This is a genomic window from Neobacillus sp. PVCKKU3 (assembly GCF_058323225.1).
The window spans coordinates 28,914-50,250 of record NZ_JBLVQN010000014.1 but is presented as its reverse complement, the minus strand read 5'-3'; the positions used below and the strand labels follow the sequence as shown (position 1 = coordinate 50,250).

Annotated in this window: 23 protein-coding genes; 12 read left to right on the top strand and 11 right to left on the bottom strand. The window is 41.6% G+C overall.

All coding sequences use genetic code 11. From position 1 onward, the window contains the following. Positions 1-26 precede the first annotated feature (26 nt). The gene (gene asnB, locus ACNQGS_RS11490; protein ID WP_491487407.1) at positions 27-1,874 is read right to left on the bottom strand and encodes an asparagine synthase (glutamine-hydrolyzing); all 1,848 of its coding nucleotides are present in this window, start codon (positions 1,872-1,874) and stop codon (positions 27-29) included. Between the two features lie 224 nt (positions 1,875-2,098). On the opposite strand from asnB, the gene ACNQGS_RS11485 reads away from it, so the two are divergent. Beyond that, positions 2,099-2,662, top strand: a complete 564-nt coding sequence (locus tag ACNQGS_RS11485; RefSeq protein WP_491487406.1) for a DUF2777 domain-containing protein — start codon at positions 2,099-2,101, stop codon at positions 2,660-2,662. Between the two features lie 30 nt (positions 2,663-2,692). Here the strand turns inward: ACNQGS_RS11485 and ACNQGS_RS11480 are convergent, their stop codons facing one another. After that, a complete protein-coding gene (locus ACNQGS_RS11480; RefSeq protein WP_491487405.1) occupies positions 2,693-3,721 on the bottom strand; it encodes a ThiF family adenylyltransferase in 1,029 nt (342 codons plus the stop codon). Positions 3,722-3,941: 220 nt separating this feature from the next. Between ACNQGS_RS11480 and ACNQGS_RS11475 the strand changes: the two genes are divergently transcribed. Then, on the top strand, positions 3,942-5,771 hold the full coding sequence (locus tag ACNQGS_RS11475) for an aldehyde ferredoxin oxidoreductase family protein (RefSeq protein WP_491487404.1): 1,830 nt from the start codon (positions 3,942-3,944) through the stop codon (positions 5,769-5,771). A gap of 45 nt (positions 5,772-5,816) precedes the next feature. Here the strand turns inward: ACNQGS_RS11475 and ACNQGS_RS11470 are convergent, their stop codons facing one another. The 3 genes from ACNQGS_RS11470 to ACNQGS_RS11460 form a co-directional block, all read right to left on the bottom strand. Beyond that, on the bottom strand, positions 5,817-6,086 hold the full coding sequence (locus ACNQGS_RS11470; protein WP_491487403.1) for a MoaD-like domain-containing protein: 270 nt from the start codon (positions 6,084-6,086) through the stop codon (positions 5,817-5,819). 4 nt (positions 6,087-6,090) lie between these two features. Next, complete coding sequence (locus ACNQGS_RS11465; RefSeq protein WP_213141040.1) at positions 6,091-6,363, bottom strand: ubiquitin-like small modifier protein 1; 273 nt, start codon at positions 6,361-6,363, stop codon at positions 6,091-6,093. Between the two features lie 103 nt (positions 6,364-6,466). Beyond that, positions 6,467-6,826, bottom strand: a complete 360-nt coding sequence (locus tag ACNQGS_RS11460) for a YisL family protein (protein WP_491487402.1) — start codon at positions 6,824-6,826, stop codon at positions 6,467-6,469. Between the two features lie 193 nt (positions 6,827-7,019). Here ACNQGS_RS11460 and ACNQGS_RS11455 point away from each other — a divergent pair, with 193 nt between their 5' ends. The 7 genes from ACNQGS_RS11455 (at position 7,020) to ACNQGS_RS11425 (ending at position 9,355) form a co-directional block, all read left to right on the top strand. Next, the gene (locus tag ACNQGS_RS11455) at positions 7,020-7,241 is read left to right on the top strand and encodes a spore germination protein (RefSeq protein WP_213141042.1); all 222 of its coding nucleotides are present in this window, start codon (positions 7,020-7,022) and stop codon (positions 7,239-7,241) included. Between the two features lie 17 nt (positions 7,242-7,258). Next, positions 7,259-7,498, top strand: coding sequence for a spore germination protein GerPB (locus tag ACNQGS_RS11450; RefSeq protein WP_213141043.1), 240 nt, complete (start codon positions 7,259-7,261; stop codon positions 7,496-7,498). A 119-nt stretch (positions 7,499-7,617) separates the two neighbouring features. Next, the gene (gene gerPC, locus ACNQGS_RS11445) at positions 7,618-8,229 is read left to right on the top strand and encodes a spore germination protein GerPC (RefSeq protein WP_491487401.1); all 612 of its coding nucleotides are present in this window, start codon (positions 7,618-7,620) and stop codon (positions 8,227-8,229) included. Then, positions 8,226-8,420: a spore gernimation protein GerPD gene (locus ACNQGS_RS11440; RefSeq protein WP_213116658.1), complete on the top strand. Its 195-nt coding sequence runs from the start codon at positions 8,226-8,228 to the stop codon at positions 8,418-8,420. The genes gerPC and ACNQGS_RS11440 overlap by 4 nt, the downstream gene beginning before the upstream one ends. Then, the gene (locus ACNQGS_RS11435) at positions 8,413-8,802 is read left to right on the top strand and encodes a spore germination protein GerPE (protein ID WP_213141045.1); all 390 of its coding nucleotides are present in this window, start codon (positions 8,413-8,415) and stop codon (positions 8,800-8,802) included. Before ACNQGS_RS11440 ends, ACNQGS_RS11435 begins: the two co-directional genes overlap by 8 nt. Before the next feature lie 42 nt (positions 8,803-8,844). Next, positions 8,845-9,063, top strand: coding sequence for a spore germination protein (locus ACNQGS_RS11430; RefSeq protein WP_213141046.1), 219 nt, complete (start codon positions 8,845-8,847; stop codon positions 9,061-9,063). A 73-nt stretch (positions 9,064-9,136) separates the two neighbouring features. Beyond that, complete coding sequence (locus ACNQGS_RS11425; protein ID WP_213141047.1) at positions 9,137-9,355, top strand: spore germination protein; 219 nt, start codon at positions 9,137-9,139, stop codon at positions 9,353-9,355. 47 nt (positions 9,356-9,402) lie between these two features. Here ACNQGS_RS11425 and addA read toward each other — a convergent pair whose 3' ends face one another. Both addA and addB read right to left on the bottom strand, forming a co-directional pair. After that, positions 9,403-13,179, bottom strand: coding sequence for a helicase-exonuclease AddAB subunit AddA (gene addA, locus ACNQGS_RS11420; protein WP_491487400.1), 3,777 nt, complete (start codon positions 13,177-13,179; stop codon positions 9,403-9,405). Further along, positions 13,172-16,669: a helicase-exonuclease AddAB subunit AddB gene (addB, locus tag ACNQGS_RS11415; protein WP_491487399.1), complete on the bottom strand. Its 3,498-nt coding sequence runs from the start codon at positions 16,667-16,669 to the stop codon at positions 13,172-13,174. Before addB ends, addA begins: the two co-directional genes overlap by 8 nt. A gap of 382 nt (positions 16,670-17,051) precedes the next feature. Between addB and ACNQGS_RS11410 the strand changes: the two genes are divergently transcribed. Next, the gene (locus tag ACNQGS_RS11410) at positions 17,052-17,183 is read left to right on the top strand and encodes a hypothetical protein (protein WP_491487398.1); all 132 of its coding nucleotides are present in this window, start codon (positions 17,052-17,054) and stop codon (positions 17,181-17,183) included. A gap of 286 nt (positions 17,184-17,469) precedes the next feature. Here the strand turns inward: ACNQGS_RS11410 and lepB are convergent, their stop codons facing one another. From lepB to ACNQGS_RS11395, 3 genes are read right to left on the bottom strand one after another with little or no spacing between them, the layout of a single operon-like run. Next, complete coding sequence (gene lepB, locus ACNQGS_RS11405) at positions 17,470-18,024, bottom strand: signal peptidase I (protein WP_491487397.1); 555 nt, start codon at positions 18,022-18,024, stop codon at positions 17,470-17,472. Position 18,025: 1 nt separating this feature from the next. Beyond that, positions 18,026-18,679, bottom strand: a complete 654-nt coding sequence (locus ACNQGS_RS11400; protein ID WP_491487396.1) for a TVP38/TMEM64 family protein — start codon at positions 18,677-18,679, stop codon at positions 18,026-18,028. A 49-nt stretch (positions 18,680-18,728) separates the two neighbouring features. Then, entirely contained in the window at positions 18,729-19,670 is a 942-nt protein-coding gene (locus tag ACNQGS_RS11395) for an LCP family protein (RefSeq protein ID WP_491487395.1), read from the bottom strand. Between the two features lie 268 nt (positions 19,671-19,938). On the opposite strand from ACNQGS_RS11395, the gene ACNQGS_RS11390 reads away from it, so the two are divergent. Further along, positions 19,939-20,304 (top strand): YhjD family protein, encoded by a 366-nt coding sequence (locus ACNQGS_RS11390; protein ID WP_213141052.1) that lies wholly within the window; start codon positions 19,939-19,941, stop codon positions 20,302-20,304. Between the two features lie 18 nt (positions 20,305-20,322). Here the strand turns inward: ACNQGS_RS11390 and ACNQGS_RS11385 are convergent, their stop codons facing one another. Beyond that, entirely contained in the window at positions 20,323-20,865 is a 543-nt protein-coding gene (locus ACNQGS_RS11385; protein WP_491487394.1) for a competence protein ComK, read from the bottom strand. A 192-nt stretch (positions 20,866-21,057) separates the two neighbouring features. On the opposite strand from ACNQGS_RS11385, the gene ACNQGS_RS11380 reads away from it, so the two are divergent. Continuing rightward, entirely contained in the window at positions 21,058-21,294 is a 237-nt protein-coding gene (locus ACNQGS_RS11380; RefSeq protein ID WP_378580850.1) for an IDEAL domain-containing protein, read from the top strand. Positions 21,295-21,337 lie beyond the last annotated feature (43 nt).

Below are 21,337 nucleotides of genomic sequence, written 5' to 3'. Positions count from 1 at the left end.
AATCTAATTAAGTTTTTATTCCAAATTTAATTTACGATATTGATATTGTAATCCTTGAACCATGTATGAAGCTGAACAAAGTAGGCTAATAATTGCGGTCCTGTCATCAACTGGCCAAACCAAGGCTCTTTGAACGAGTTTCCTCCAGATTGAGTCAGTTTTTCCAATTGCTCTTTGGCAAAAAATTCATGAATAGCTGAAGACTTATCCTTTAAAATAGCCAGCATCTGATTTTGAACGGCCTTCGTATATTCAGGATTATGTGTTTTTGGATAAGGGCTTTTTTTACGGTACAATACTTCCTCAGGCAGTATGCCTTCGAAGGCCTTACGCAGAAGTCCTTTTTCCCTGCCGCGGTACATTTTCATCTCCCACGGTATATTCCAAACGTATTCTACTACACGGTGGTCTGCAAATGGGACTCTGACCTCAAGGCTTGCCCCCATACTCATTCGGTCTTTCCGATCCAACAAAGTGGTCATAAACCATATCATATTGATATAGAATAACTCTCTTCGCTTGGATTCCTCCAAGCTTTCTCCTTCTAATTTAGGCGTTTCGGAGATGGCCTGACGATATTGTTCCAAGCTATATTCACGTAAATTTAACCGATCCTTCCAAAACGGCTTTAATAAATTTTCCCTGGACTCAACTGAACGCATCCACGGAAAGCCTGGGCGCTCTAAATCTTCCTTGCGATGAAACCATGGATATCCACCAAAAATTTCATCCGCACATTCACCTGACAGACTAACAACAAAATCCTTTTTGATCTGTCTGCAAAACCATAGTAAGGAAGAGTCTATATCGGCCATTCCTGGTAAATCCCGAACGTGAACGGCTTCCACTAATGCATCAACTAATTGCTGCTGTGAAATAATTTCACTATGGTGTTTCGTTTGAAAGGTATCTGTCATGAGTTTAATATATTTTTCGTCGGAATCCGGCTGAAATTCATTCGCAGTAAAATATTGCTGATTTCCCTCATAATCAATCGAATACGTTTGAAGCTGCCCTTTCCCCTGCTCTTCTAAACCTTTCGCGGCAATGGCTGTAATGATACTCGAATCCAGACCTCCTGACAATAAGGTACATAAGGGTACATCCGAAACAAGCTGTCTTGTGATGGCATCGCTGACTAAGAAACGTACTTTTTCCGCTGTTTCCTCCACATTATCCTTATGCTCCTCACTTTTTACATTCCAATAACGCCAAATTTTCAAGCCGTTTTTGGAAAAGGTAAGGGCATGTGCCGGCCTTAATTCGTTAATCCCTTTAAAAACACCAGATCCTGGCGACCTCGATGGCCCAACACCCAAAACCTCTGCCAGACCCTCATGGGTAATCTCTGTTTTCATCTCTGGGTGGGCAAGGATAGCTTTTAACTCTGATGCAAACAACACCCCATCCTGATGTTCTTTGTAAAATAACGGTTTTACCCCCAATCGGTCGCGTCCGATAAAGAGCTGCTCTTTTTTGCTATCCCAAACCGCAAAGGCATAGATCCCATTTAAATAGTTCACACACTCTTCCGCCCATTCTATATAGGCAGTTAACAGTACTTCTGTATCAGAATGACCATTAAAAGAATATCCTTTAGTAAGGAGAATTTTGCGCAAATCTTCGGTGTTGTATAATTCTCCATTGTAGCAAATTGTATATGTTGAGCCATCCTTTTGTTTGGACATGGGCTGACGTCCCCCAGCAGGGTCAACGACGATCAGCCGCTTATGACCGAAACCTACATGTGTATCTGTCCATAGATTTGTTTCATCAGGACCTCTTTTTGCCAATGTTTGCGTCATCTTTTCAATTGCTTGTTGTTCTTTTCCAACCCATTTTTTAAAATCAATCCATCCTGATATGCCACACATGTAATTTTGTACTCCTCTCTGTTATTGCAGTTAATTCACTGCTTAGATGGTGATTATTCTATTCAGCCCAAATGAATTGGTTAATTGTCCATAACAGAAATGGTATCGATCAGTTTGTCTATATACTTACGTAAAATAGATTTTTTTTAAAAATAGTTGAGGTTATAAAATCCCTTTAAGATGTCAAAAAAGGAAAATGAAAGCATCTGGCATGGAGGTTAACAATGAATCGACAACAACGAATCCATCTATACGATATTCAGGAGCGGTCTTATACAGAAGGGACCGTTGAACAAATAAATGGTCAATGGATATTTTTTGATGAGGAAACAGAGGAAGCTTCTATGTTGGAGGAATTTCTTCACCAGGAAATTGAAATTCTCCGGATGAACCGCTGGAAAAAGGGAATATTGTATGAACCAAGCAACATCCGTATTGGAAACGAAGTAACGATGCTGCGGGATCATGATACTGTAAGAATTAGGAAGCATTTAATCTACTCTCTCGAACGACTTTTAGATGGGATTAATGATGATGCCTTTTTCCAATTTGTGACGACCTTGAATTCTTTAGATTTTTCCATTTATGACTGTATTTACTGTTATAATCATTTGTCCTTTCTTTCGGATGAGAATCGTAAAGATGGGGTCAATTTTATGGTCTTTGATAATCAAGAGCTCATTTGCAATGTGCAGCATCATTTTTGTTATTATGAAAAGGTCAATGACCGGTTTGAGTTTACAATTAACACTGGCAAGCGATTAATCATTGAAAAAATGATTTCATAAATAGAAGAGGCTATAGTCAGCCTCTTTTATTTATTCTCCGATATATTTTGCATAAAGTGATTTTGCTTTGACAATGTCATTCGTTCCATGGATCAGGACCCTGGCATCTTTGAATATTACAATGGAGATCCCTTCTTCGGGGAAAAACCGGACGAGAAAGTCATTTCCGGCTGCTTGAGTGCTGTTTACAAGCCTTGCACGAACTTTTTTTAAGTTTAACTCCCGTTTCCTTCTGGGATTGACCTGCACTGTGTTCCGCCCGCATAGAGATGTATAGGATGCCTGATGCTCCGAGGAGCGGTCCAGAAAGTCAAATCTCCTTTCCACGCAGGCCGGACAATTAGGATTTCGCCCCTGTGAAATATCCATTTGCATCGTCGTCATATCCCAGATGTCGATTTGTTCAAGATTAGGAGTCGTCTTTGCATCAACTAGATATTTGATGGTTTCCATCGCCTGAAAGGAACCGATAATATCAGTTAAAGGAGAAAGAACGCCAACTGTATCACAGGTTTCCCCCAATCCTTCCGGAACATCTGGAAATAGACAGCGATAGCATGGAGTAATCCCTGGTTTGATGACGGCAAACATTCCTCTTGAACTGACAGCGGCCCCATGAACCCAAGGAATGCCATACTTAATAGCCACATCATTGATCAAGAAACGGGTCATAAAATTGTCCGTTCCATCCACAATTATATCCATCCCACTTATCAGCTCTTCAGCATTATCCAAATTAACATCGGCAATAACCGCATCAACCTTGATGGATGAATTAATTTTATTCAGCCTTTGTTGCGCGGCAATCGCTTTTGGAAGATTTAATTCCGCATCCTCTTCATCAAATAGCGTTTGCCGCTGGAGATTGGACAGCTCCACCACATCCCGGTCAATCAGCCTAAGATAACCGACACCTGAGCGGACTAGATGATTCGCAATAACCGTCCCAAGCGCACCTGCTCCGATCACAACCACTCGGGCTTCCAGCAATTTCTTTTGTCCCTCTTCCCCAATGGCCCGAAACAGAATTTGTCTCGAATACCGCTCCAAGTTACTCATCCAACCGCCCCATTTCTACAAATTAATGAATTGCAATTATTTCTATTTTATCAAATTAATAATCTCGTATTATCACGTAAATTTTAATTTTAAAAATATTATAAAAATGATACAATAAATATTGGATTTAAAGATAATTTTTGGGAGAAATCTCTTATTAAAAAAATATATAAAAATAAGAGATGTTGCTATACATTTTAATAGGAAGAGGGGAATTAGCTTGAATTTAGGTGGTTTTAAAAACAAAGAAGTAGTCGTCGATTTATCGTCTCGTACCATTGATTACAGAACCATTAATGAGGCAGATGCAAAAAAGTATATTGGCGGACGGGGTCTTGGCGTTAAATACGTTTTAGATAACGGCCCTGATGTGGAACCGCTTTCACCTGAGAATTTATTGTGCATCATGACCGGACCTGTAACAGGCTCCCGTTCATCCATGAGCGGTCGCCTGTGTGTTGTCACAAAATCCCCGCTTACAGGAACCGTTACCGATTCCCATATGGGTGGATGGACTGCAGCCCGTTTAAAATGGGCAGGTGTGGATAATATTCTCATCAAAGGGAAAAGTGATCAGCCAGTTTATCTCTACATCGAAGACGGCAAAGCTGAGCTTCGCGATGCCTCAAGCCTCTGGGGAACCAGCACAAGAGCATTCATTAAAGCGATGAAGGATCAATATGGTGAACAGGATTTGAGTGTCATGACGATTGGTCAAGCCGGTGAAAATAAGGTTCATTTCTCCTCCTTTATCAATGAGCATGATCGTGCAGCAGGGCGCGGCGGGACTGGCGCTGTTGCCGGCTATAAAAAATTAAAGGCAATTGTCATCAAAGCGGCACAAAAAGGCAATATGCCTGTACCAAAGCTTGAAAACGAATATAAAGAAGCCAACAAAAAGGCTGTTAAAGCGATTTTAGATGGCGGGTTGACCGCTCCAAATAAAGGCGGTTTATCCGTATACGGTACCAACGTATTAACCAATATCATCAATGAGGTTGGCGCGCTTCCAACGAAAAACTCCCAGTTCTCTCATTGGGAGGAAGCCGAAAAGCACGGTGGTGAGTATGTAAATACACATCTCCGTGTTTCCAATAACACCTGCCACGCCTGTCCGGTCGGCTGTAAAATTGAAGTCGAGGTCAAGGACGGCAAGTACAAGACACGGGTTGAAAGTATCGAGTTTGAATCGGCTTGGTCACTTGGCTCCAACTGTTTGTTAAGTGATGCAGAAGCTATTTCCTATATGATTGACCAATGCAATGAATACGGTCTGGATACCATTGAGCTTGGCCATGCGTTTTCAGTGACTATGGAGGCATACGAGAAAGGGATTATTAGTGAAAAGCTTAACTGGGGCGATGCAGACGCGATGATTGAGTTGACTAGAAAGATTGCTCTGCGTGAAGGTTTGGGAGGCATTCTTGCCGAAGGACCTGCCCGCGCTGCTGCCTATTTTGGAGCACCTGAATTATCCATGTCCGTTAAAGGACAGTCCATCCCTGCCTATGACCCTCGCGGTATTCAAGGTATTGGTCTTGGATATGCAACAAGTAATCGCGGTGCCTGCCACCTGCGCGGTTATACCGTGGCAAGTGAAATTGCCGGAATTCCGGAACCAACCGACCGCTTAAAGCCAGAAGGCAAGGGCGAATTATTAAAGGTATTCCAGGATATGCTAGCCTTCGGTGATTCCATGGATATTTGTAAGTTCTCCTCCTTCTCTGAAAATGCTGAGCATTATGCCGAGCAATATAGTGCGATGACTGGTATTTCGCTAACAGCAGAAGATGTCATGAAGGCAGGAGAAAGAATTTACAATCTTGAACGCTATTATAATAACCTTGCCGGTTTTAACAAGCGAGAAGACGATTTCCTTCCAAAACGCTTTACGGAGGAACCAGCATCAGGTAATAGTGCCGGGTTTGTCAGCCGCATGGATATTATGCTTGAAGAATACTATCAAGTACGTGGATGGAAAGACGGAGTTGTAACCGAAGAAAAACTTCGTGAATTAGGGATTATCGACCATGAGGGTCAATTAGTTTAATAGTTCATTTAAAAGAGGCTGACTCCTTTGAGACAGCCTCTTTTCTTAGCCTCCAACCCTGGAGGTTTTATATCGATATTTTTTTATTAGTTCTTCAAGGGCGCTCTCACTTTCTGCACAAAAACGAACAAAGACAGCATTCACCTTAAAAGTTGATGTAATGGATATGATTTCTTCTGATAGGATCTGCCCCGTCCAGCCTTCTGCTGAATATGTATATGGGAAGAAATCCGTCATCTTTTCTGCGCCTAGTTCCTCGAAATACATTCCAAGATGTTCTTTACGGATGCCGCGAAACTCTAACTCTTTTATCATCATATTATCCACCAGCAACGGGCGGAAATAAGGCGAACTGGTCGGTATCCACTACTTTTGTCTCCAGGTCGTCAAGATGGATGATATTTCTGCCGTTGATGAACACATGGACAAATTGCCGCAATTTTTTTTCCTCTGTAAAAATTTCCTCCCTTAGTGCAGGAAACATTTCCACCAATTTATCAAGAACGTCAATAACCCGATCTCCCTCAGGCAATACATTTACAGATACACCCCCGCAAATCTCTCTTAGGTTAGCAAATACCTTCACAATCACCGGCTCCACTCCTCTCTATTTATTAAAATATTAAAAGAAAAACACCTAGTTGTCATCCTATTATCTAAAAAAGCCATCGGAACGATCCGACAGCTTAAAAATTTTAAGGGTTTAGAATAGACATTGGCAGTTCGACAAAACCCAAGTATAAAACTAGGGCCCATGCAATCACAAACTGAATCCAAAATACTGAAGTTTTTCGCTTAGCTGCTGAGCGGCTGAGAATCATTTCAAAAAGGCCGATAATCCAAAGTCCGACAACTGCTTTTAAAATATACAACACGCTGATATTTGACAGCATGAATAGTAGACCAACACCAGTTGCGATGATAACAAGATAAAGCACCCTTAAAATCATTTGCACAATTTTTGCCCCTTTTGCCTTCCCGCTCGAATGCAAGGAAAGGGCCACAAAAAACAAAATGAGAGCTAACGCCCAAGCGGTAACGTGACCGTGAATCATATAATAACTGCCTCCTATGTATTGTTATCCTGTCTATCATACCATAGGGAAATGAAAAAAACGAAGAAAAGGAATGGTAAGAGCCTTATTTGAATAAAAATCACGATAATAAGATTATTTGGGCTTTTTTATCACATTATATGAGCCCAAACATAAAATGGTAAAGACCAAATAAAACATAAGGGTGTTGTTTATGCCAGCCATCGTTGGAGTTGCGCAAGTAATTACACTGGGTAACAGCTCTGTTTTTCACATTGGCGATGTTTATAAGATTATGCCATTCGCAGCTGCGAAAACATTCTCTGGGGCTGGATCCTTTAATACCGGTGAAAGATTGGATGTTAATAACAGAATGAGTTCCACAAATACGTACGATCCAGAGCTGATTGATCAAGCAACTGCCTTTAATATGTAATGAATGGGTGGGGTATTATGAATTTTTTTATTCAACAATCCATTCACATCAATTATATCAAAATCGGCGGTATCACCAATTCTTCTATCTTACAAATTGGCAGTGCCGGGATCATTAAATCAGCCGCTTATTTAAGCAATACTGGCGGATTTACGCAGCCGGCTCCAACCGCGATTAAACCCGGTGAAGTCGTGAGCCCGACTATATCCCCACTATCTCTGGCCCCGGCTGTTCCGCTGCAAGCTCCAGTCCAGTAGCAGAAAATGACTGAAATTCTTTAAAGATAAGCATTCTTGTAAAATAACAACCAGAATTCTATTGCTGCTGCATATATTTACTTAACAGGAAAAAGTAATTTTCTAGTGAGGTGAGATATATGTATCAGGATATGAACCAATATATTCAATGGCTGGTTCGGAGTGTTCAGGAACAGGAAAATCGAATTGCTTCATTAGAAAGGTCTATTCAACAAATGAAAGATGAAATCAAAAAGTTAAATGAAAAGCCGCCTATCAATGTGGAGAGAATTGAATACAAATTTGACCAGTTAAAGGTGGAAACACTTGAAGGAACATTAACGATTGGGTTAAATCCGAATGATCTTTCAGGGATTGAGGATTTTGCGGTTCAAAATCAATCTCCTAAGGCGCCAATTCCACCCCAGGATCTCATGCAAAGAACAATGAAATTAGAAGAGGCTATTTATCAATATTTAGAAACAGATTTGCCGCAAATTATTGAAAAAGCCCAAAATCAGCTGGCTATCCCGCCAAATGAATCCTATCTTAGCTTCATTCGGGATGATATTATGAAACAGCTTCCGAACAGGATTGATTTTCATTTTAAGGCATTAAGCCAAGACCGGACAATTGATGTAAATACAATGGAGGAACAAATTATAGAACTTATAAAAAAGGAAATACAAAATGGCGTATTCGTTTTTCTGCAAAATATACCTGATAATATGAAAGGGATGAACAAGGAATGATTTTTGAAGTCTATAACCGGGATATTTGTGTAGGGAATATTAAAATCACCGGGGTTGCAAGCTCTTCATTGGTCATGGTGGGCGATACTCAAACCATCCAGTTGGCAAGTGCTTTTGATACTCCTCCGGAATCCTTAATCATCGGCCCCTTCGTTCCGCTTGCACCGGATGTGACTCCAGGTTATGCTTGAACGAATATCTAAAGTTGATTTTTTAGGTGCAAAGGTTGTCTCTTTCTCCTCCATTATTCAGGTGGGTGATTCCTGCATTTTAGATGCATTCTCTCGGGCTCTTGCCATTCAAAGAGAAGCGGAAATCTTTTATGGTCAAGAAGGGAATACTCCTTCATTTCCGGTAACGACAAAACCGATTCCGTTTCTGCCGATTAATGAAAACATATCCATCAGGTCGCATCATTTCAATCCTGTTATAAAGGTTCAGAAAATAGATATCGTAGGAATTTCCAATGCCTCCGTACTGAATGTCGGTAATACGAGGAATGTTTCAATGGAAGCACGTGTAAAACATATCCGGCAGCTCCTTCCGCATGGACATGAAGAGGAACTGCGGTAAGAGATACGCGATCAACAAGTTTTTTTGCAAAGGATGTTATAAATGCCTGCAATTATAGGACCAGTTCAGATTGTTAATGTTTCCGGCGGAATCGTGCAATTTGGAGATACCGTATATATTTCGCCAAAATCCGGCTCGAAAACTGCTGCAGGTTCTGGCGGGTTTAATACTGGTGGAGTTGTGATTGCCAATAATGGCCTTAGCGGGACCAATGTGGTTGACACAAAGCTGCTTGACCAGCCAATTGTTGGGAACAATTAAAAATGACAGATTTGCGTTAAAACCTTATGCTGACTTTATGTCAATTTAGTCAATTTACAAAGGATGTTTTAAGATGCCGGCAATTATAGGACCAGTTAGTATTATAAATGTTAGCGACGGAATCGTGCAATTTGGAGATACCGTATATATTTCGCCAAAAGCTGTCTCAAAAACAGCCGCGGGTTCTGGCGGGTTTAATACTGGGGGAATTGTGATAGCCAATAATGGCCTTAGCGGGACCAATGTGGTTGATACGAAGCTGCTTGACCAGCCGATTGTCGGGAACAACTAAAAATGACATAAACCTTCAAATTAGGTTTATGTCATTTTTTATTTTTATTAAAGCCTTAAAATATGGGCACCATCAAAGAAAAATAAATATCTCTCGCTTACCTTTCTTTTCCAAATTTGTTGGATTGCTTTTGTATATAAATTAATTTGCACTTTGTATCTTTCTTCAAGAATTGGTTTTGCCTGTTCAAACCCGCCTTTAAACCTATCGGTAATTCCATCTGATTTATAGTCGATTAGAACAAGACCCCTTTCATCCTCGAGAATACAGTCGATGATTCCTTGGACAAAGACGGATTCTTCTTCATTCTTCCAATCAGGGTAAACCTCCCCTGCCGGCAAGGCAAGCGTAAAGGGAACTTCTCGATGGATCGCAGCTGCTTGAAAATATCTTCTTCCCAATTCCGTTTGAAAGAATTGAACAATTAACTCAACTGGAATTACTTCTGCCTGATCAAGTGTTAATAATTCATTATTAACCATCCAGTAAATCTTTTCAGTAATATTTTCCGCTTGAACAGGTTTAGTCAAATCAAGATGCTGCATGACCATGTGCATGGCTGTCCCGCGTTCCGCAGGTGTAATCGATTTTTCCTGCATAAACCTCGGCCGCTTCAGAATCGGTTTCTTCATTCGGCGGACAAGGTCTGTACCGCTTTGCTCATCCTTTAGTTCCGAGAAGCGTTTAATCTCCGAGACCGATTGCTTTGAGCGATGAACAGAAGCTTCTGGATACGGATATACCCATGAAAGTCTGGCTGCTATCTCATCAGAGAGTGTAGAGGACTGGGGAACTTTTTTCCCTGACATGACTAGATCTAAATAGTGGTTTTCTTCTTTCTCCTGAGCGATTACTTGGTTTTGAATTTCATCTGCATGCACAATGGCTATTTTCCAGGAGGAAGGATGCTGGGTAATTTCCTCAGGAACCAGGTCATTTGCCGCACCTACAGCCTTTAATACTCCACTGTCCTGGTGACGGACTATAGCCGGCCCGATCCAGTCTATATAGCTTGAGGCAGAAGCCCGTTCAAAGTCCTTCAGCAGCCAATCCAGATGATTAGCGGAGTCGTTCCACTGATCGATTTTCTTGCTGGCATCTTTTAGTGTGGCTGTCAAATACAGCTTTTCCTTTGCCCTTGTCATGGCCACATATAATACACGCATTTCTTCAGCCAGCATCTCCATTTTCTTTTTACGCTTAAAGGCAATTTGCGGCAGAGACGGATAGGAGATTCGCTTTTCCGGATTAACATATTTAGATGCAAACCCATATTCTTTATCAAGTAAATATGGATTGCGTATATCCGCCATGTTAAAGCTTCGGGCCATTCCCGCCATGAAAACTACTGGAAATTCCAGCCCTTTACTGCTGTGGATGGTCATGACCCTGACAACATCCTCCTGCTCCCCAAGTGCTCTTGCAGCCCCAAGATCATCGCCTCGCTCCATCATGCGCTCAATAAAGCGTAAAAAGCGGAATAGACCGCGAAAGGAGGTTTTTTCATAGGCCCGCGCCCTGTCATATAAAGCTCTAAGGTTAGCCTGACGCTGCTTTCCTCCCGGCAGGCCTCCGACAAAGTCATAGAAATGGGTATCGCGGTATAGCTGCCAAATAAGCTCTGAAAGCGAGCCCTGCCGCGCCACAGGGCGCCATTCCTTCAATAAATCATAGAAGTGCCGAACTTTTTCATAAAAGGATTCAGAGTGTTCAGCCGGTTTACTCATACAAAAAGAATGAACAGCTTCCCAAAATGATCCGGTTTTCTTGCATAATCGGATTTGCGCCAGCTCTTCCTCATTCAAGCCCACAATCGGCGACCGCAACACTGACGCTAATGGAATATCTTGAAACGGGTTATCAATGATTCGCAGCAGTGACATCATAATAGCCACTTCTGAAGCCTCGAAATAACCAGTTGACAGGTTCGCATAAATTGGTATCCCTTGTTGCTTGAATTCCTCCATTATCTGTGGAGCCCATGTCATGGAACGGAGAAGAATGACGATATCCCGATACATAACCGGCCGGCCTGACTTCGTTTTTGGATTATACACTTGAGCCCTATTTTCCACTAATTCCTTTATTTTGGCCGCGATCGTCCGGGCTTCCAGCTGTGATTGTTCAAGATCGCTCTGATCGAATTCAGCAGGCTGAGCATCATCATCAATCCCCCCTGCCGATTCTGGTCCATCAGTATTGCGATTTTGGTCAATCAGAATCAGCTCAGCAGGAAATGGCTCTTCCTCAGGATAGGGAGCTCCTTTTTTCAATTCAGCAGCTTCATCGTATTCAATTTCCCCAACCTTTACACCCATGATTTGTTTGAAAATATAGTTTGTCGCATCAAGGACTTCCTTACGGCTGCGGAAATTGCGGGCTAAATCAATTCTTAATCCCGAAGCTTCCCCATCGAGCCGAAATCGATTATATTTTGAAAGAAACAGGTTGGGTTCTGCTAACCGAAAGCGATAGATGGATTGCTTTACATCCCCGACCATAAATAAATTGCCTTCGGCCTCGTCCTCTTTCGCGATAAGCTTTAAAATCGTTTCTTGAACCATGTTGGTGTCTTGATACTCATCCACATACACCTCTTTAAAATGACGCCGGTAGGCAAGTCCTGCCTCTGAAGGATGAAAAACCCCTTCTACTGTAATTTCACCTGTCAAAATATCAAGGCAATAGTGCTCCAAATCCGCATAATCGACAAGCCCTTTATCCTTTTTCACACTTTCAAAGCGAACAGAAAATTCTTTTACAAGACTGACGATTGTTTGAATAAGCGGCTTCATTTCATCCATATCCCGTAAAAAGCTATCAGGCTTTCGCGAAAAAAGTTCATCCTTTAAATCTTGAAGCTTTTTCTTCGCTTTATCCCGAAGCTTTTGAGCCTTTTCCGTCAATTCTTTATCAAAAGAGTCCCCTTTGACTTGTTTCGCTCTTGAAAACGACCATGCTTGCATAGCGTCATAGAGAACAGTCCAGGATTCCTGTTTTGCCAGCATCAAAGAGTCAATTAGCTGCAGGTCCTCGAGAAAATTTTCCGCTCTGGGAGCCGGACCACCCGGCAGCTTGGCAATCTCTAAAGCTTTTAAAATCATATCCCTGGCAGCCTCTAATTGAAGCTCAATATCAAAGAGAAGTAACTCCACGAAGGGCAGCTCCTCGATATTTTTTACAGCAGAAACGTCATACATATCCACAAGTGACTGCAAATAACCTTGCGGTGAAGGATTTGCCCGGGCAAAATCATAAATGGACAGCACAATTTCCATTAAGGCGGCATCACTGCGGTCGCTTGTAAAGGAGTCTACTAATCTAAAAAATGCCTCATTATTCTCTTTCCCATATTCCTCTTCAAACAATTCATCCAATACTTCATCCCGGAGCAGCTGAGCTTCTGTGACATCCGCAATTCGGAAACCAGGGTCGACATCGATCAGATAATAATATTTGCGGATGACCTCCATACAAAAAGAATGCAGTGTTGATATGGATGCTTTATTCAACAGGCTGAGCTGCTTTCTTAAATGCCTTGAAGCCGGGTCATTGTCAATTGCTTTTTCCAATGCCTCTCCGATTCGATGACGCATTTCCGCCGCGGAGGCATTCGTAAATGTAACCACGAGTAATTCATCAACATTGATGGGGGCTTCTTCAGCTAGGATTTTTTGGATCATTCTTTCAACCAGCACTGCCGTCTTACCCGAACCCGCTGCAGCCGCAACAAGAATGTCCTTATCACGCGCCTGAATGGCTTTCCATTGGTCATCCGTCCAGGTTACGTCTTCAGGCTTTTTAGGAATAACGATTTTACTCATTCTCATGCAGCTCCTTCCTGATTAACTCGAGTACCTCATCCTTGGCACGCGGGAAAAGAATACGATAATGATTATTTTCAATCGATTCATCAAAATGACAGACAGATTTAAAGGCGCAGAAAGTACATGGTGTTTTGTCCTTTAACTTATATGGCGCAATATCGGTACGGCCTTCCATAATGTCATTTCCTGTTTTCTGATATAAATTGCGAACATAAACCTTTAGATCCTCAAAATCTTGTAAACTCGCAACCTTTGATTTTTTTGATAATTGTCCATCCTTCTTGATTCCGGCAGCGATAATCTGCGAGTCACCTGATTCAAGCGTTTGATCCATGAGCTGGATGACCTGCTGATCGCCAAGCATTAATCCATTCATTTTAAACTTTTTCATGATTTCCTTTTCAATCTCATCAATGGTCAGCATTTTCGTCGACTGGACAAACGGGTTATGCACATGGAAATAGAGCACACCTGCCGGGCTTGCCTTCATCTCGACTAATTCCTTTGAATGGGTCATAACAATATCAAGATAGGTTAGCATCTGAAGGGCAAGTCCATAATAGACTTCAGTTAAATTGACATCCTTTTCGCTCGACTTATAATCAATGACCCGCAAAAAGATGCTGTTGTCTTCGGCTTTAGCCTGATCAACCCGATCAATTCTTCCTGCAAGCTCCATCCGTTTGCCATTTTTTAATGTGAACGATAAAGGAGGAAGCTTCTCATTCCGGCCAAAGCCGAGTTCCAAGCCAATTGGCGAAAAGCCGCTTACCTTCGCATGCTCGCTCAAAACCACGGAAGCCCGGGTAATAATCTGCTCCAGCTTTCGTTTAATATAATGATGGCGCTCCGAGCTTAATAAGATTTGGTTTTGCAGCTTAGGTGCCAGGCTTTTAACCGCATCTTTCGAAAGCTCCTCACATTGTTTTCTCGTTAAGCTTGCCCATGATAAATTTTGGTCAGTAACTGTGTCTGCAATTTGCTTTAAGGCCGCATGAAACAGCTCCCCAATATCCGGGGCTTCAAGGCGGAAAATTTGCCGTTCCTTTAGCTTCAGCCCATGTTGAGCAAAATGGGAAAAGGCGCACGAGTTGTAAAGCTCCATTCTTGAAACGCTGGCCTGAATCGTTTCCCCATACAGGTTATCAGCTGTTTCACTAGCTAATTTTACAGTTTGATTGGCATAAAAAAGACTGGAAAATACCTTTTGCGCCCTGTCTTTCCACTGGCCATCCATATAAAAGTTATAAACATCCCACCAAAGGTCGGGAATCCCATAATGCCGCTTTTTCAATTGAAGCTGGGCATTAAGGTATGAAAGAGTAGCACCAGTATTAGAAACAAAGCTCAGCTGCTCTTCTTCTGAAACCTGTGAAGGGTCGACAAGCAGCAGCCGTTCAATAACCTCCGGAAACATATCTTTTATTCTCTTAATATACGAAGAAGGAATTAGCGCTTTTCCTTCATCATTTGCAAGCGGATAACTGATATAAAGCATATCTGTTGGGGCGGTAAAGGCTTTATAGGCAATAAAGTTTTCATCCAGCAAGCGTATTCTGCTGCTTGGCGCAACTGTTATGCCGCCGGCTGCAAGCAGCTCCCGGTCCTCGTCTGAAAGAATCCCCTCGTCAGCGATTTTCGCCGGCAGAACACCTTCATTCACGCCAACAACAAAGACAATTTTGACATCATTCAGCCGTGATTTCTCCAAATCACCGACTAAAACCTGGTCAAGGGCCGGCGGAATTAGGGAGAAATGCATGGATTCAAAACCTGCCTCCAAAATGGCTGCAAATGATTTTAAGGAAACAGGCTCCTCACCCAAAATTTCCACATACTGGTCAAGGAGATCGATGACGGCATTCCAAACCTGCTCATGCTCCCGTGCCTTTACCAGATTCCCCTTTTCTTCCGCAGCTATCTTCCATTTCTCAAGCTTAGCCGGAACATCTAATTCTTCTAAAAACAAATAAATAGCCTCACAAAACTTTTTGCCCGAATCTGACTTTTTCAATCTTCTCGACAGCCGAAGAATAGGAGCTGTTATCATAAGCTTCAGCTCATTCAGTTCTTGTTCCATCTTTCTTTCAGCATCTGTTTGAACATTTCGCTCTACATCTAGTCCTTGGTAACGTCGATAAGTCCAGCGATCCTTTTTCGTCCAGCTGCTTCCATTTATTCCGTAAGCTAAACAATAGTTTTCCAGCCGATCCATTCGTTCGCGCATTTTCACGGGGTTTTCCTCAAGCGGATAGATTAGCTCTGTTTTTATTACCCTAAAGACCGGGTCATAACGCCAATAGGAATTGATGACTTCAAGCGTGGAACGAATCAACTCAACAAGCGGATGGCTTTGCATCGTCCGTTTTTGATCAATAAAAAAGGGAATTTGATGGTCGGTAAACACTGGTTCTACTAGTTCATGATATTCCCCGCCGTTTCGAACCAATAGAGCAATATCACGCCAGCGATATCCTTTTAATCGGACTAAATCACGAATCTCACGGGCAATTCCTTCAATTTCAGCCCTTCTGTTAGCCGCTTGGAATAGGTTTAAATTTGCTTTTTCGTGATATGGCGCAGCAGGCCTGGCATCGAAATGTTCCTCCAGATAACTTAAGACGCTTCCAGACCATTTTTTTGATCCTTTAAGAATAACAGGCTGCTCGATTGTTATCCCATCAATTTTTGCTATCTCATTGATTGTAAAACAAGCCTCGCTTGAAGCACGAAACAGATCTAGTTCATCCGGTCCGGAATCAACCTTAATGGAATCAGTTGTCAATGCAACCGAAACTCTCCTGCAACGCTTCATTAACTCTGCTATCACTTGATATTCCTGGGGAGAAAAGCTGTAAAAACCATCTATATAAATTTCCGCATCTCTTAAATAGTGGGAGGAGGAAATTTTCTCGGAAAGCAGCCGAAAATAATCCTCGGAATCCAAATATTTACCGAAGATTTCATCCTCAACCCTTTGATAAATCAGTTCCACATCACTCAATTTATCCTGCAGGGATTTTGAAGCCGAAGAACCTTCCGCTTCCATCCGGAATGAACCTAGGGCAAGATCCTGAGGGCTGACACAATACCGTCTAAGCTCTGTAATCATTTGCTCTACCTGCTGAATAAAACCGTTTTTATCTGCTGCCCGATTGAACAGTTTCAGCTGTTCCTTCTTTTCATCGATGATCTTACGGATTAGCATACTCATGCCGACAGTGCTTAAATGCATCCGGCTAATCCCGCCTGTTTCCTGCAGGATTCTCCATGCCAAGCGCGGAAAACTATAGACTTGTGCCCGGATCATCCCGCCAATATTGGGGTCTGTTGCTAAACGATATTCAGACATGAAGGTCATTTGCTCAGGAACTATATATATAATCGGCTTTCCTTCAGGGTTCTCCGAAAGGCTGCTGGTAATTTCATTAAAAAACATGGCCGTTTTGCCGGTTCCTGACCGCCCGATTACCATTCTTAATGACATGTATTCCCCTCCATCCTCTCCAACTTTACGTATCCTCCATTTTATCATAAAAGAAGCACAAACGTTTGCAATAGCCAGCGATAGATTAAAGCCAAAAATGGTAAAACTAAGCTTTAAAAGACAAAAAACACGATAGTTTACTATCGTAATGCTGTCGAAAAACTATTGATAGCCTCTCAACAAGTCTGTTGATTGGCGCTCCAGGCACTTCGCTTTCCGCGGGCGTGCCGGGGAGCCTCCTCAGCGCCTCTGGCGCCTGCGGGGTCTCCCCTGCCCCGTACTCCCGCAGGAGTCTTCGTGCCTTCCGCGCCAATCAACAGGTGTATTAAATTAAAACTTCAACTTTACAAGATGAAACAAATATTTTCTCGCCAGAAGACCAATGAAGGACAAAATTGATGGAATCTACGAGGAAATGTCCTTCATAAAGTCGATGAAGGACAAAAGCGTTGGAATCTACGTAAAAAATGTCCTTCATAAGGCCGATGAAGGACAAAAGCGTTGGAATCATTGAGAAAAATGTCTTTCATAAAAGCGAAACACTTTGCAAGGTTCGACAAAGTGTGTGCAATACTTTAGTTGATTTGCCTCCCTGTTGATTGGAGCGGAGGGCACTCGACTCCTGCGGATATAGAGGTCACTGGAGACCCCGCAGGCGCTTTCAGCGCCGAGGAGGCTCCAGGACCTCCCCGCGGAAAGCGAGTGCCCGGAGCGGAAATCAACAAGCCCATTAGCATAGATAAGAAAATTGCCGAGAAAAATACCCTTTCTCGACAATCTGACTAGAAGTTTATTATTTTTTAAAAATGAACGCCCAACTCATCCAACGGCCAGTACCGCAGGTCAACTTTACCGACCACCTGGCTTTCTGAAATGAATCCAAAGTGTCTGCTGTCCCAGCTTCCCAAACGATTATCGCCAAGGACAAATAATTTTCCCTCAGGGACCTTATCTTCACCGGTAATCTCTTTTAAACTGAAATCACCTGTCAATTTCATACCAAGTGCCTCTTGTTTATACTTCTTTAAAAAAGGTTCTTCATATTTATGGCCATTAATAAATAATTGGTCATCTCGATATTCAATTTTGTCGCCGGGAAGGCCGATAATCCGTTTGACAAAATCCTCTTTTTCATTAGCATGAAAAACAATAACATCGAATCTTTCCAGTTCGCCTGTTTGAAAGCCCAGCTTGTTAACAACAAGTTTATTCCCATCCTGGAGAGTGGGCATCATCGATTCACCTTCAACTACATAATTCGAGAAAAAAAATGTTCGAATAAAAACGAAAATAATAATACCGATTGCAAAAGCCTTAACCCATTCGATTCCTTCCTGTCTCCATTCACTCCTCACTTTATCCCCTCCGTTTTTTTAGTTCTTTCCCCTGGTGCTTCTCCTCCACATGTCCATTTTTTTCATGTTTGTTTAGTCTTGCTTCAATTCTTCTTCCAGCGAACCAAAGAATAAAAATGGAAATAAAAACAATAATCGTCCGAAACGGCTGAGTAACCAAGGAGCGAATATCATATCCAATGAAACTAATGGTAAAAATCATCACCATTTTTCCAATGCATACTGCAAGCATATACTGGGCAAAGCTTAGCTTCGAAAGCCCAGCAACAATATTAACCACTGCAGATGGTGTAAAGGGAAAACAAAGCAGCAAAAACAACGGGCCAAACCCATGCCGTTCCACCCAGTCCATCAGCTTTCGGACTTTCTGGTGCCTCGGCAAAAAGGCAAGCAATCGTTTTTGCCCATATTTTCTGATGAACGAAAAGACTAGCAGCGCGCCAATGCAGGCACCCAGCCAGGAATACAGAAATCCCAGCCAGAGTCCAAAAGCACTAGCATTGGCCATCACAAATAGAAATAATGGGAGAAACGGCAGGAAGGCTTCAAGTATCGTCAACAGAATTCCAGGCAAAGGCCCAAGGGCTTTATAGTCCTGAATAAGGTTCATGATATTTTCGAGTGTAAACCAAGCTTTAAATGTTTCAAAATCCATCCGTGTTCTCCTACCCGCTTCTAATTCTATTTTATATCCTAGACAAGTATTATTTTGTAATAAATTGGTGAAGCGCCTCTTTATTTTTTGCAAGATTTATATCCAAAATGGCGCCCTCCCCTTTAACCCGCGTCTCTTCAAAACTGTTATCAACAGGGATCCGTAATGTTTCGACACTTCCTCTTTTATCGGCGAAGAAGTCTTTCCCCATAAAGAGGATATCCGATGTTTTCATATTTGTATTAACGTAAGGAGCCACCACACCTATTAACTTTGGCAGCTTTGGAAGGGTTTGAATCGCACTTAATTGGTCACCAATGGCCTGTACTGCCTTCTGCTGCCGCTCGACCCGCCCAAAATCACCAATGGCATCATGACGGAAGCGGACATAACTTAACATCTGCTGGCCATTCAACTTTTGCAGCCCGGGCTGCAGCGGTGGATCAACATATGCGGACATTTTCTTCTCCACATCGATTTCTACTCCATGGGGGAACGCTTCATCAATCAGCTGGACAAACCCTTGGAAATCAACAATCGCATAATATTGCAAATCAATATCAAAATTCTGCTTAATCGTTTGTCTCATTAACTCCGGACCGCCAATGGCGAAAGCAGAATTTATTTTATGCTTGCCATGCCCAGGGATGGCCACATAGCTGTCGCGCATAATCGAGGTAAGTTTAAAAGTCCCTTTGTCCTCGTTATAATGGCCAATCATGATGGTATCTGAGCGAGCTTTTTCTTCCCCGCGCGAATCGCTTCCGAGCATCAGAACATTTGTGTCACCATACTGATCCTTCTGTCCATCAAATTTATACACTACCTTTTGCTCTTTCGTTTCATTATCAATTTTTTTTAATGATTGATTGACACCCTGTTTATATTGAAAATAGGAGTAAGCCGCTCCGGCCCCAATTAAAAGTAATAACACCAATAATACGGATTTCCATCTTCTCCTTTTCTTATTTCGATGTTTATCAGCTCGCATGTTTATCACCTTAATCTATGTATTTTTGGGTTTCACCACTATATATGACTGTTTTTTTCTATCCTTCGTTTCTTCTTTAATTCATTTTCCCCTATCAGATATCCTTCTATTAATAAAAACTTTCTCATGAATTTGTCGAATATTTCAATTAAAAAGCTCACCTAAAGCAAAGCTAGAAGCGTGGCAGCAGTATTGCATTTCTGTTTTCTTTTTTGTAAAATAAAAACAAGAACGTAAGTTCGTATAAAATGAAGGGTGAGATCTTATTATGACGCGAATTCCGGAGAATGACCGTGATATTATGGAAAAAGCCATTTATTTACCAATGGTTTTAACGATCTTAAATAGGGATTTGAATGTGGTGGAGAAGAGTCCATTTAAATTAAAAAAGCCATATTTGGAGTTAATCGAAGTAACGATGAAGGCTATTCAGGGGGAACTAGCCGAGGTAAAGCAATATATGAAAAAGAATAAGCTTCAGGTTAGTGAAACCAAACGGGACGATGCCTTTACCATGTACATGTTTATCTATAAAGGTTATGAAGAGCATCATAATTATTTTAATCCGCGCATCCGCAATAAGGTCCAAGAATTAATGGAAACCTACTTATTAAAAAAACACCTGTCCCGTTAACCCGCCATAAAGTCATTTTTATTTATAATCATGTGAATGTTCAGAGGCTTTAATAGGCTTTGGAGCATTAAATAGGTAAGTCATTTTTTTATTACCTTCGATTCTTTGGAGGAGCTTTGTTTTTAATAAGGCTGTTCTTAACATTTGTCCTTCAATAATCCCAAATGAAACTGAAAAAAGATGCGTTTGTTTATTTTGGAAAGTAACTTGAGTTTGATGAGGCCCTAGACGACGGTAATTCTCAACGTGCTCATGTGAAATCCAAATACATTCAGGGCGGCTCGGTGATGTGGTTGGAAAAAAGAATATATGGTTTGCAGGCTCAATGGCAATAGGAATCTTACGGGAATATCCAATTAGTTGTCTAGTCCCCTTCTTTCTGCTTTCATAATCAACGCCAAAATAGTCGCAGCTTTTTTTGATGATGTCTAAGGGTTTAAAAGGTGAAATAAATTCATCATCCACCTCAATAATCTTTGTGTATACTTTACTTCCGTATTCCATTGGTGCCAAAAACATGGTACATGAATTAATCTCATACTCTTCTATTTGTTTTTTCAAACTTGTCAACTCCTATTCATATGACTTCCACCATATCTTAACACTTTTATTTCCCAAAGCATTTACTTTTCTGAATTGTTACTAAATTATTCACAAATCCTGTCAAGGAAAAAGTTTACCGAAAATTATAAATATTATTGATAATATTCTAAAAAATCCATATAATAAAAAAAAGCATCAGAGGTGATTTTCGTGAATGAAAAATCCTACACGGACTTAATGAAAGTTGCTGCCATGAAACGGAACCAAAGGAAAGAGAATTTCGTCCAGGACCTCTACATCGACATGCTTTTATCGGAAATCCAGCTTACGGTTGAAAAGGAAAAATTGCTGCGGAAAATTGACTCGGCTATTGATCGGCGGGACAAAAAGTTGTTCATCCAGTTATCGGGCCAGCTTAGGGAAATCAATAAGAAGTTTGGAACTTGAATATTTTCACATTAAACCGTCATTGACGGTTTTTCTTTTTGGC